12 protein-coding genes and 1 other RNA gene are annotated in these 11706 nt (G+C 48.6%); 10 read left to right on the forward strand and 3 right to left on the reverse strand.

Annotation, left to right across the window (positions count from 1 at the left end; all coding sequences use genetic code 11):
* Window positions 1–23: 23 nt before the first annotated feature.
* From I8U23_RS08870 to I8U23_RS08885, 4 genes are read left to right on the forward strand one after another with little or no spacing between them, the layout of a single operon-like run.
* Window positions 24–551 (forward strand): NAD(P)H-dependent oxidoreductase, encoded by a 528-nt coding sequence (locus I8U23_RS08870; protein WP_037996532.1) that lies wholly within the window; start codon window positions 24–26, stop codon window positions 549–551.
* A gap of 43 nt (window positions 552–594) precedes the next feature.
* Window positions 595–975: a hypothetical protein gene (locus I8U23_RS08875; RefSeq protein WP_037996534.1), complete on the forward strand. Its 381-nt coding sequence runs from the start codon at window positions 595–597 to the stop codon at window positions 973–975.
* Window positions 976–1026: 51 nt separating this feature from the next.
* Window positions 1027–1233, forward strand: a complete 207-nt coding sequence (locus tag I8U23_RS08880; protein WP_049720785.1) for a hypothetical protein — start codon at window positions 1027–1029, stop codon at window positions 1231–1233.
* A 21-nt stretch (window positions 1234–1254) separates the two neighbouring features.
* Entirely contained in the window at window positions 1255–2064 is an 810-nt protein-coding gene (locus I8U23_RS08885) for a lipoate--protein ligase family protein (protein WP_037996535.1), read from the forward strand.
* Window positions 2065–2234: 170 nt separating this feature from the next.
* Here the strand turns inward: I8U23_RS08885 and treR are convergent, their stop codons facing one another.
* Genes treR through I8U23_RS08900 form a run of 3 tightly spaced genes read right to left on the reverse strand, consistent with a single transcriptional unit; the run spans window position 2235 to window position 6243 of the window.
* Window positions 2235–2945, reverse strand: a complete 711-nt coding sequence (treR, locus tag I8U23_RS08890) for a trehalose operon repressor (protein ID WP_121874259.1) — start codon at window positions 2943–2945, stop codon at window positions 2235–2237.
* 11 nt (window positions 2946–2956) lie between these two features.
* The gene (gene treC, locus I8U23_RS08895; protein ID WP_037996538.1) at window positions 2957–4648 is read right to left on the reverse strand and encodes an alpha,alpha-phosphotrehalase; all 1692 of its coding nucleotides are present in this window, start codon (window positions 4646–4648) and stop codon (window positions 2957–2959) included.
* Window positions 4649–4665: 17 nt separating this feature from the next.
* Entirely contained in the window at window positions 4666–6243 is a 1578-nt protein-coding gene (locus tag I8U23_RS08900) for a PTS transporter subunit EIIC (protein ID WP_138614818.1), read from the reverse strand.
* 193 nt (window positions 6244–6436) lie between these two features.
* Here I8U23_RS08900 and ffs point away from each other — a divergent pair.
* From ffs to I8U23_RS08930, 6 genes are all read left to right on the forward strand, one after another.
* An RNA gene (gene ffs / locus I8U23_RS08905) (signal recognition particle sRNA large type) lies at window positions 6437–6701 on the forward strand.
* 312 nt (window positions 6702–7013) lie between these two features.
* Window positions 7014–8156 (forward strand): two-component system sensor histidine kinase NtrB, encoded by a 1143-nt coding sequence (locus I8U23_RS08910; protein WP_049720789.1) that lies wholly within the window; start codon window positions 7014–7016, stop codon window positions 8154–8156.
* Window positions 8157–8294: 138 nt separating this feature from the next.
* Window positions 8295–10004, forward strand: a complete 1710-nt coding sequence (dnaX, locus tag I8U23_RS08915) for a DNA polymerase III subunit gamma/tau (protein ID WP_037996555.1) — start codon at window positions 8295–8297, stop codon at window positions 10002–10004.
* 13 nt (window positions 10005–10017) lie between these two features.
* A complete protein-coding gene (locus I8U23_RS08920; RefSeq protein WP_037996542.1) occupies window positions 10018–10329 on the forward strand; it encodes a YbaB/EbfC family nucleoid-associated protein in 312 nt (103 codons plus the stop codon).
* A gap of 21 nt (window positions 10330–10350) precedes the next feature.
* Window positions 10351–10947 (forward strand): recombination mediator RecR, encoded by a 597-nt coding sequence (recR, locus tag I8U23_RS08925; RefSeq protein ID WP_037996544.1) that lies wholly within the window; start codon window positions 10351–10353, stop codon window positions 10945–10947.
* Between the two features lie 310 nt (window positions 10948–11257).
* Window positions 11258–11533: a pro-sigmaK processing inhibitor BofA family protein gene (locus I8U23_RS08930; protein WP_165489722.1), complete on the forward strand. Its 276-nt coding sequence runs from the start codon at window positions 11258–11260 to the stop codon at window positions 11531–11533.
* Window positions 11534–11706: the final 173 nt, after the last annotated feature.

Consider the following 11706-nt stretch of genomic DNA (forward strand, 5'->3'; position numbering starts at 1 on the left):
CGTGGAAGGGAGAGAAGTGATTCATGAAGATTTATGTGGTATATGACAGTGAAAGCGGACATACGGAAAAAGTGGCCGCATCGATTGCAGAGGGCGCACGCGAAGTGGAAGGGGCGGAGGTGATCCTCCGTCACGTCAATGAAGCCGATGTGCGGGAGTTAAACGATGTGGATGCGATCATCTGGGGATGCCCCGGCCATTTCGGAACAATCAGTTCCGGATTGAAGTCATGGATTGACCGTTTGGGACATCTGTGGGCGAACGGAAAATTGATTGGAAAAGTGGGAGCGGTTTTCTGCACGACCGCAACCCTGCACGGCGGTGCGGAAATGACATTGTGGAATTTGATTACGCCGATGCTTCATAATGGAATGATTATTGTCGGACTGCCGAGTAATTTGCCGGAAAATGTCATGTTGGGCTCTTATTACGGATTGTCTGTGACTTGTCCGGTCACGGATGGGGAAGAAGATTCACCGGGCGAAAATGACTTGTCACTCGGAAGAGCATTGGGACGCCGTGTGGCCAACGTTGCGAAAAAGTTGAAGTAAAAAGTTGATATGCTTTAAACCCGGAACAAAAGGGGGGAGTCGATTGACTTTTTTGATTCTTTTTTACGGGGCGCTCATTGTTCTTGGCGGAATAGTGTTGTATGCCATCAATTCCCGTGCCGGGAAAAATGTTGAGGAAGAAGAGCAGGCGGGAACCGCGGAGGTCCCGTCCCAAAAAGAAGCGCCTCAAAACAATGAATCTCCGGCGAAAAAAGTGACCGGGAAAGAAACGGATTCCTCCGGATACACCATGACCGATGATGAGTATCGGGAAGCCTTGCGCAGAAGCTTGAAAAAACAAACAGATACGGAAACGAAAGAAGAGCCGCCCCGGGATCCCGACCGGTACAGTGACCAAGAATACCGGGAAGTTCTTCGTTCGATGCATAAGCAATTGAATCAAGATAAGGAATCCAACCGGTAAACGAAGTCCCGGAATGCACCGCCCTGTGAAATGCAGGGTGGTTTTTTATTAGTGTTCCCATCGGTTGCCGGTTTTATCCCTTGGTTGAAAAGAGGTTCACGGACGGGCACTTCATGCGGATTATTCAGGATGGTCATTCTTCCCATGGCGCCGGAAGGAGGAATGGGCTATACTTTTGGCTGGTTGGATTTGGATGGAACGATAACCGAAGGGAACCGGAATGCTGTGCATGAATGGGAAGCATGGTATTTTGGTTGAAAGAAAAAGGAGTACGAGCGAATGGGACAAAATGCGTACAAAAAGGTTCGGGAAATCATCGATACCTCTGCCGGTTTATTAACCGGCCAGGCTTTATATCCATTTGCGGTGGATGAAATTCTTTGCAAGGAAGTGGGAAGCGGCCATCTTCCCCCGGTGCTTCATATTTGGCGGCATCAAAATGCTTTTATCCTGGGAATCCGGGACCGGAAATTGCCTCATGCTGAAAAAGCGATCGGTTGGTTGGAATCACTTGGTTCCCGTGTGGGAGTCCGAAATTCCGGGGGAGCCGCTGTTCCTTTGGATCCGGGGGTGGTCAATCTTTCTTTGATTTTGCCTTCACCAAGGGGAAAAGTGGAAATCAAACAAGACTTTGAAATCATGTATCAGCTGATGCGGGAGTGTTTAAAACCTTTGGTTCCCCCCGTTGAAAAAGGGGAAATCGAAGGATCCTACTGCCCGGGGGATTATGATTTAAGCATTGACGGGCGGAAGTTTTGCGGCATTGCCCAGCGGAGACAGATCCGGGCCTTTGTGATTCAGGCATTTGTTCTGGTGGAAGGAAACGGAAAGGAAAGAGGAAAGAAAGCGAAACAATTTTATGATTTGGCGTCAGGCGGCGATTTCAGCGCGGATTTCCCCAAAGTGGAACCCGGCAAAATGGCTGCCTTGTCCGAATGGAACCAGGATCTGACCGTTGACCGGTTTGTATCGCGGGTCAAAGAAGTGGTTGGTGACGGACGGAAAAAGGAAAGACATGATTACGATCCGGTGTATGAAGGACCGGTTCGGGAAATGTTGACGAAGATCCAAACAAGATACGGAAAATGACAAAAAGCCACTCCGGTGAGGAGTGGCTAAACACGTAGGAAAACGCTGTGAAAAAGGGATTGGGTTATAATGAACCCGCCTGCTGCAGCACAGACGGATGCGAGAAGGTCTCGGGTCTCATATTATTATTCGGACCCGTTTTTGATTTTCTGTCCTCGCGGGCAGATTTTTTAATGACGCCTTGCAAAGTCGACAAAACGGAATTTTTCCGGCAGATGGCGGGATTCCGTGTATTGAAAAAGCGTGTTGTCCTCCAAAAAGACATAATTTCGGACCACCGCCACATAAGGCTCTTTTTGATGGTCAAGGAAGTTCCGGTCTTCTTCCGTAATGGGTTCGATGGTGATGACTTTTTTGGCAAAGCTGATGGAAAGCCCGCACTGTTTTTCCAGATATTCATAAATGGAATCTTGGCAGACTTCTTTGGTCAACTCGGGAACATAAGCCTGTCGGAAGTAATCCTTGTCCAAAATGATTTTTTCCCCGTCCACTTCACGGATCCGGACAACTTCCCAAACCGGTTCCTTGCGCTTTAACCCAAGTTCCGCGTGGATTGTCGGATCCGCCGGTTTTAATTCCAATTTCTTCACATGGGTCTTCCATTGTTTATTTAATTTGGAGAACAATTCTTTGAAACCGACCAATCCCGAAACCGGAAAGTCGTACCGGTGAATTCCCAACACAAAAGATCCTTTGCCTTTGATTTTTTGGATATAGCCGTTTTGGGACAACAAGTTCAGTGCCTTTCGCACCGTTTCACGAGAGGTTTGGTATTGTTTGGAAAGATCATGTTCGGAGGGAAGTTTCCCTCCGGGTTTTAACTTTCCTTTTTCGATTTGTTCGGCAAGTTCATGGTAAATGGTCAGATAAATGTTTCCCACTTTGTTTCCCCTCAATGATTGGTTTTCGTTAAACGGAAAACAAGGGATTCGTAAGGACGCAATGTCATTTCCCGGAAATGGTCCGGCGCATCCGGATAGTTGGAGAGCACCAATTCTCCTTTCCAGTCTTCCGGCACATGGGAAGACGGCAGATGCCAACGGGTGGAATGAGCAAAGAAATTATTGATGACGAGCCATTTTTCATTCCGGCCGTACCTCAGATAAGAAAAGACATCCGGGTGATCCAATTGAACGGGTTCAAAAGTGCCGTTGATCAAGACATCGTGCTCTTTTCGCAGCTGAATGAGACGTTTGTAATGATGAAAAATGGAGTTGTTGTCCTTTAAGGCTTGTTCCACGTTGATTTGCCGGTAATTCGGTGCAATGGGAATCCAAGGGGTACCTTGGGTGAAGCCCCCGTGTTTCCCCGCTGTCCATTGCATCGGGGTGCGCGCGTTGTCACGGGATTTTTGCCGGATGATCCGCATCACTTCTTCCTCGGTTTTCCCCTGCTCCCGCAAAATGTGATACATATTCCTTGTTTCGACATCCCGGTACTCGTCGATGGACGTAAAATCCGGGTTGGTCATGCCGATTTCTTCCCCTTGGAAAATAAACGGGGTTCCATGCATCAAATACATGGCGGTGGCCAACATTTTGGCCGATTCTTTGTGGTATGGTCCGTCATTGCCGTAGCGGGAAACCACCCGCGGCTGATCATGGTTGCACCAAAACAAGGTGTTCCAGCCGCCGCCTTTTTGCATTTCCGTCTGCCAAGAAGAAAGGATTCGTTTTAATGCTTCAAAATCCATTTGGCCTGTTTCCCACTTCTTCCCGTCCGGATAATCCACTTTCAAATGATGGAATTGAAAAACCATGTTTAACTCGCGGTTGTCCGGACGGGTGTATTGAATGCAGTGCGGGATGGTCGTGGACGACATTTCGCCTACGGTCATGATATCATAGCGGGAAAAGACTTCCCGGTTCATCTCCTGCATAAATTCGTGGATGCGCGGCCCGTCGGTGTAAAATTTGCGGCCGTCCCCGGGAGGGACGGATCCGTCGTCATCGGGGAACCGCTGATCTTTGGAGATCAGGTTGATCACGTCCAACCGGAATCCGTCCACGCCCAGATCCAGCCACCAACGCATCATTTCGTAAATTTTTTGTCTCAGCTCCGGATTTTCCCAGTTTAAATCCGCTTGGGTTTCATCAAATAAGTGCAAGTAGTATTGGCCGGTTTTTTCGTCCCGTTTCCAAGCGGAACCCCCGAATTTGGATTGCCAATTGTTCGGTTCCTTTCCGTCCTTTCCGTCTTTCCAGATGTAATACGAACGGTACGGACTTTCTTTGGAAGATCGGGACGCTTGAAACCATTCATGCTCGGTGGAAGTATGGTTGACCACCATATCCATGATCAATCGCATGCCGCGTTGGTGCACTTGATGGAGAAGTTCTTTAAAATCCTCCATCGTTCCGTATTCTTCATGGATTTTGTGATAATTGCTGATATCATACCCGTTGTCGTTTTGCGGAGATTCATAAACCGGCGTCAGCCACAAAACATCGACCCCCAGCTCTTTCAGGTAGTCCAGCTTCTGAATGATTCCTCTTAAATCTCCTGTTCCGCTCCCTGTCGTGTCATAAAAGCTTTTTGGATAGATCTGGTAGACAACAGCTTTTTTCCACCATTCCGCCAACAAAAAAACCTCCTTGTAAGCTACATCAACTCTTGGATTTCTTCCTTGATAATGGATGATTTCGTTCCAAACACCGCCTGAATCCCGTCGCCTTTTTTGATGACACCGGCGGCGCCCAATGCTTTCAGACGGTTTTCATCCACTTTGTCAATTTCTTTGACCCCGACCCGGAGGCGGGAGATGCACGCGTCCAGTTTGACAATGTTATCTTTGCCGCCCAAAGCTTCCAAAATGAGAGCGGCTTGGCTGCTTGTGCTTTCTTTTTCTTTGCTTCCGGATTGGATGCCGATTTTTTCGCGGAACTCGTCTTTGGTGCGGAGACGGGTTTCTTCGTTATCATCTTCACGTCCCGGTGTTTTCAGGTTCATTTTTTGGATCAAAATCCGGAACGTGAAATAGTAAATAACCGCAAAGACAAGGCCGAGTCCGATGGTGACAAGCCATGCATTGGAGTGGTTGGGCAGTACATTGAACAAGATGAAGTCAATCAGCCCGGATCCGCCGGCAAAACCGCCGTGCATGCCCAAAGCATTGACAAGCCCGAAAGCGATGGCGGTCAAAACAGCATGAATGGCATATAACACCGGGGCAACAAACAGGAATGTGAATTCAAGCGGTTCCGTGATTCCGGTCAACAAAGCGGTGACGGCAGCCGCCACGATCAAGGATTTGGTTTTTGTTTTTTTGCCCGGTTTTGCCGTGTGAATGATGGCCAGTCCCGCAGCCGGCAGTCCGAACATCACCGGGATGAATTTCCCAGCGATGTAGGTGCCTCCGGTAATGGCAATCGACGGGTCACGCAGTTTGTCGATGACTTGGGAAATATAAACGTTTTGGTCCCCCACGATGCGGGCGCCGTCCAACGAAGTGTAAGCGCCGCCGATATCCGTGAACAGCAAGGGGGTGTTGTAAATATGATGCAAACCGAACGGGATGAGCAGTTTTTCAATCCCGCCATACAACCCCACAATCAACGGGTTGGTATGGGTGGCAATATAGTTCCCCAAAACAAAAATCCCGTTTCCGACCGGCGGCCAGATGAAGTAAAGAACCACTGCAGACAAGATGGCCCCGAACGAAGAAACAATGGGAACCAGCCGTTCTCCGCTGAACAAGGAAATCGAATCGGGCAATTCCACTTTATGAAAGCGATTGTAAAGATAGGCGGTCAAAAAACCGATTAAGATCCCGCCGAACACACCGATTTGCATGGTTTCGATGCCAAGTTCGGTTCCCAGCAGTTTTTCGTTCAGGTTGATTCCGGTGATATCAATCAACGCCCCGAGGGTGGTATGCATGATGAAGAACGAAATCAGTGCCGAGAAACCAGCCATTCCTTTGCCGGTCCAAGTGACGGCAATTGCCACGGCGAACAGGACGGGAAGATTATTAAAAACGGCTTGTCCTGCCCGTTGCATCAATTCCCCGGTGACTTGCCAGCCGTTGCTGCTCAAGAAAGGAATCAATTCTTGAACATTGGGATTTAAAATCACACCGCCCAGACCCATCAAAATCGAAACAAGCGGAAGAATGAGAACCACGGCCATCATGGAGCGGCCGACACGTTGAAAAAAGTCAAAAGAGAAACCTTTCGCCATTATTTTCCTCCTATCCCCGTGTTGGAATCAGTCGCCTGTATATACAGGAAAGGGAATATAAAAAAATGAAAAGCCTTTCATTTAACCAAATTGTACTCCTGTCTATACAGGTTTGTCAATGGAGGAGGGAGGTTCCGGGAAATCCTGATCCTGCCATTGATTCTGACGCCAAGCTTGTGTTATGATGAATACACCGCGCTAGACGGGGAGGTAGCGGTGCCCTGTAACCCGTAATCCGCTATAACGGGGTTGACGCCTGTCCGAGGCGTGCTTTGTGCGAGGCTGGTCTGGATCATCCGTGTTGATGACCGGGTCCTGCGCAACGATCACTTCCGAACCGTGTCAGGTCCTGACGGAAGCAGCACTAAGGGAGACCGGTCGTGTGCCGCAGGGGTGCCTGGTCTGAGCTGATGGTTCAGGGGCCGCTCGGGCAAGACACGTCGGAGACAGGTGCGCGGTACATAGACATCTTTGAAAAACGCACCTTGGGCACAAGGTGTTTTTTTAGGTTTTGAATGGAAAATTTTTTCTTAAAGAAGGAAGAAAAAGGTAAACAGCGAATAAAAAGGTAGAATTATTTGTGGCATGTTGCCCGTACACAGCAGGTTGTTGTCAAAAAAGATGGGAACTTCCCATTTTGATGTCGGTTGTTTGCGGTTGTGATGGGAGAAGTTGTTCACTTGTGGATCTCATGTGATTCCAATGAATCGTTCGTTGCAAAAAGTAAGCACGAAGGATAGAAGGGAAGCTTTTAATGTGGCGGTGCGAAGATGATGAATATGAACACAAAGGCGTTAGCAGGAAATGGAGATGGGTCAATCCATTTATACACATTTTATCCTGTGACACCCTATGAGCGTTTGGCCGTCCAGTTAATTTCAAAAATCCACTTGGGAGTTATCGTGGTTGATGACCGGTTGAATGTCGTGGAAATCAATCAAGCAGCAGCAAGGCTGTTGGGGCTGGAAAAGTCAAAGATGATGTACCGGTCGTTCCGGGATGCCGTGATTCAGCTGGGGTTGCCGAAAAAGTACAGGGAACGGTTGTTTTCGATTTTGCATTCCCGCAAAGAGAAACGGAAGCTGGAATTGGACTGGTGCCCGGACGGGGAAGAACCGCGGTGCCTGCTGATGCGGTTTCACACGTTTGAAGACAGTGAAAGCGGCTTGAAAGGGCAAATTTTGATGATTGAGGACCAAACCGAGATGCAACTTTTGAGGCAGCAGGTTCAGCAAAACAACCGTTTGGCGACCATCGGTCAGATTGCAGCCGGAACCGCGCATGAAATACGCAATCCCCTCACGGCGATCCGGGGCTTTTTACAGGTGATCGGGCACAAAATGAAGGAGAACGGGCAGCAGAAAGAACACGGGTATATCGATATCATGTTAAGGGAGATCAGCCGGATCAGCAGCCTTGTCGGGGAATTTTTGATGCTGAGCAAACCACGGCATTTAAACGTCCAATCCGTGAATGTGACAAAGGTCTTCAACGATATCCTGCCCATCATCAAAAACGAAGCACTTCTTTATAACATTGATGTGGTGACCAAACGGCAACTGACGACGATTCCGATGATTGAAGCAGATGGGGAGTTGTTGAAACAGGTTTTTCTCAATATTTCCAAAAATGCGATTGAAGCAATGAAAGATGGCGGCCTGCTGACGATTCGGCTCAAAACATATGAAAAAAGAAAACATGTGGTTGTGGAGATCATGGATACCGGTCCCGGAATACCACCTCATGTTTTGGAAAAAATATATGAACCGTTTTTTACAACCAAAGAGAACGGAACCGGTCTGGGACTTCCCATTTGCCGTCAGATTTTGCGGGAGATTGACGGAGAAATCAAAATTGAGTCCGGACCGAAAGGAACCAAGGTGAAAGTCTGCTTGCCGCTTATCAAAACATAAAACCCACTGCCGATAAGACGACGGATCTTTTCCCACAGGCAGTGGGTTGTTTCTTTTGGAAAAAAGGTTTCCAGTGTAGTATGATAGTAAAGACCATGAATATGCCCCGTTGAGGGGGAACAAGTTGGAGTGTTGGGTGTGTCCTATCGGGCATTGTATCGCGTTTGGAGACCGCAACGCTTTGAGGATTTAGTCGGTCAGGAACATGTGACAAAAACATTGATGAATGCATTAAGCGAAAAACACCTTACCCATGCTTATTTGTTTAACGGACCGCGCGGAACGGGGAAGACCAGCGCGGCAAAGATTTTGGCCAAAGCAGTGAACTGCGTTCACGGTCCGGCCAAAGAGCCTTGCAATGAATGCGAAGCTTGCCGGCGCATCACCGAAGGTTCCCTGATGGATGTGGTCGAAATTGACGCGGCATCCAACCGGGGGGTGGATGAGATCCGTGATCTGCGCGACAAGGTGAAATATGCGCCGACCGAAGTCCGTTACAAGGTGTATATCATTGATGAGGTTCATATGTTGACTACAGAAGCATTTAATGCGCTGTTGAAAACATTGGAAGAACCTCCGGAGCACGTGATTTTTATTCTGGCTACCACGGAGCCGCATAAACTTCCTCCAACGATCATTTCCCGCTGTCAGCGATTTACTTTTCGCCGCATTTCCTTTGAAAAGATCGTGAACCGTTTAAAAACGATCTGCCGGTCGATGGATATTTCCTTTGATGAAGAAGCCTTGATCTCCATTGCGCAAACCGCCGACGGCGGACTGCGGGACGCGCTGAGTCTCTTGGATCAAGCGCTGGCCTTCAGTGGGGATTCCTTGACCATTGAAGCGGTGCAAGCCGTGACGGGAAGTGCGTCGAGGGAGATGGTGCTTTCAATTTTCGTTGATTTGGCCGGACAGAAGATGCCTTCCGCCTTGCAAAAGCTGGAGGAGTGTATTGCAAGCGGCGTGGAACCGGAAAAGTTGATTCAAGATTTCATCCATGTTTGCCGGGACTTGTTGATGTATAAAACCGCACCTTCTTTGATGGAGCACGAAGGAAGAACACAGTGGATGAAATCGGTGGAAAAGGTTGCAGGGGAGTTGACACATCAACGTCTTTCCCGGATGCTGGATGTGTTGGTTCATTCCGAACAGCAGATGAAATGGGTGACCCATCCCCGCGTGTTATTGGAGATGGCCTTGGTCCGTTTGGCGGATGTTTTTGGAAGCGATCCAAAAAATGTGGAGCCGGATCTGGTGGCAAGGCTGGAAGAGCGGATCGAAAAGTTGGAAAGTTGGATTCGCCAGGCAAAAAACACCGCGGCCGTGAAGGAAGAAGCTTCCCCGGCCTCCGGGAACCGTCCAGGCCCGTCTTCTCCGGTTGTCAAATCTTCCGAACCGGCGTTCAGCCGGCAATGGTTGGAGAAGCTGTCCGGGAAACAAGGAGCCCGGATCAAAAAGATCTGGCCTGAATTGCTTCAACGGGTCAAAGAGGAAAAAATCACGGTTCATGCTTGGTTGATTGACGGTGAACCGGTCGGAGCCACCGATGATGCCGTGATCGTTGCTTTTAAAAGCAAAATTCACCGTGAAACGACGGAAAAGGAAAGCAACAAGTCTTTAATTGAAGGAATTCTTTCACAGATGACGGGGCAACGGATGCAACTGAAAACCGTGATGCTGGATGATTGGAAGAAACAAGCTTCCGCACAGAATCTTCCGGCTTCCGGTAACAAGAGCGGCCCGCAACCGGAACCGGAGTCTTTGCAAGAAGACATTGTGAAAAAAGCCGTGGATTTGTTCGGCGAAGAAATCATCAAAGTTTCCGATGAGAGTGAACCGAAAGTTTAGGAGGCGATGACGGATGCGGAACATGAATCAGATGATGAAACAAGTGAAAAAAATGCAGCAGGAAATGGCGAAAGCCCAACAAGAACTGGAGAAAAAGGAAGTGGAAGGAACAGCCGGCGGTGGTGTGGTCAAAGTGCGGATGAACGGCCATAAGCAATTATTGGGGATTGAGATTTCCCCGGAAGTTGTGGATCCGGATGATGTGGAAATGTTGCAGGATTTGATCACCGCTGCAATCAATGAAGCGATGAAACAGGCCGAGGAGCTGGTGGCCAAAGATTTAGGGAAATTCACAGGCGGTTTGAATATCCCCGGACTATTTTAAAGTGACTAGAGGTGGGGAACGTTGTATGTGCCTGAACCAATCTCAAAACTGATCGAGGGATTCATGCGCTTGCCGGGGATTGGCCCCAAAACGGCTCAACGGCTGGCTTTTTATGTATTGACCATGGAAGAAGAGGACGTTTTGGATTTGGCCAAAGCATTGGTCCGGGTACAACGGGATTTGTGCCATTGTTCCGTATGCGGGTATATCACGGATCAGGACCCTTGTTATATCTGTTCCGATAAAAACCGGGACCAGTCCACCATTTGTGTGGTGCAGGACACCAAAGATTTGATCGCCATGGAACGGACTCGTGAATATAATGGCTTGTATCATGTGTTGAACGGGGCGATTTCACCCATTGAAGGAATCGGCCCTGATGATTTGAATATTCCCGGACTGTTGAAGCGGTTGGAAGACGAAAAAGTCAAGGAGCTGATCCTGGCGACCAATCCCAACATTGAAGGGGAAGCGACGGCAATGTATTTGTCCCGTTTGACCAAACCTTTCGGGTTGAAGGTGACGCGCATCGCCCACGGACTGCCGGTCGGCGGGGATTTGGAATATGCGGATGAAGTCACCCTGGCCAAAGCGCTGGAAGGCAGACAAGAGTTATAAAAATTGGTCATGAAACAGACAACCTTGTGCATAGAATGGAAGCGACACTTCCCGGGAAGCTGTCGCTTTTATTTTTGCCAGAAGAGCAGGCCGAAATGCCGGATGGGACGAAACGGACCACGTCAAAACGATCAAGGGGAGATTGTGTCCGGTTTTATTTTGGGAGGCGTCGCAGCGGAATCCATGGGGAGGAGTGTCAGAGGTTGTAAGGATGTCCGGTTGCGTTTGGATGTGTTTCCCGTTTCCATTCCTGTTTTGCCTTTTTGCCTTGATTCCGATTCCGAAAAAAATGATCCGGGGAGGGATGGGTTTGTTGGAATATCAATGGTGGATGGCTGCCGGCTTGTTGGGCGTGGTGTTTTTTATGATGATCAACCGGTCGGTGAAAAAGCCGCTGGTGTGGTTGGGAAAAGGAGTGTTGTCGACCGCTGTGGGGGCATTGGTTTTGTTTGTTTTGAACTTGCTGGGGCAATATGTGCAAATCCACATTCCGATTAATCTTTGGACGGCGTTTGTCACCGGCTGTTTGGGGATTCCGGGAATCGCTTATCTGGTGGCCGTGAAAATAATTTTTATCGGGCTATAAAAAAATCGAAAAAAGGTGTTGACTTATGTCTAATAAGGTGGTAGTATCATATTTGTCGCCGCGAGAGAGCGGCACAAACAAAGTGAAATGAAGTGTTCCTTGAAAACTGAAGAGTGAAGACATGACTCGTTAATTCTTGAGAGTTCACATCAAACTTTTTTGGAGAGTTTGAT

It is taken from the genome of Thermoactinomyces sp. CICC 10735, assembly GCF_016055175.1.
In the GTDB taxonomy this organism is placed as follows: Bacteria; Bacillota; Bacilli; order Thermoactinomycetales; family Thermoactinomycetaceae; genus Thermoactinomyces; species Thermoactinomyces vulgaris.

What these genes read in the sequence shown, in the direction of transcription:
- I8U23_RS08900 (WP_138614818.1), bottom strand. Translation starts at nt 6,243, where the DNA reads ATGGCGAAAGGTTTCTCTTTTGACTTTTTTCAACGTGTCGGCCGCTCC.
- I8U23_RS08920 (WP_037996542.1), top strand. Translation starts at nt 10,018, where the DNA reads ATGCGGAACATGAATCAGATGATGAAACAAGTGAAAAAAATGCAGCAG.
- I8U23_RS08885 (WP_037996535.1), top strand. Translation starts at nt 1,255, where the DNA reads ATGGGACAAAATGCGTACAAAAAGGTTCGGGAAATCATCGATACCTCT.
- I8U23_RS08910 (WP_049720789.1), top strand. Translation starts at nt 7,014, where the DNA reads ATGATGAATATGAACACAAAGGCGTTAGCAGGAAATGGAGATGGGTCA.
- I8U23_RS08870 (WP_037996532.1), top strand. Translation starts at nt 24, where the DNA reads ATGAAGATTTATGTGGTATATGACAGTGAAAGCGGACATACGGAAAAA.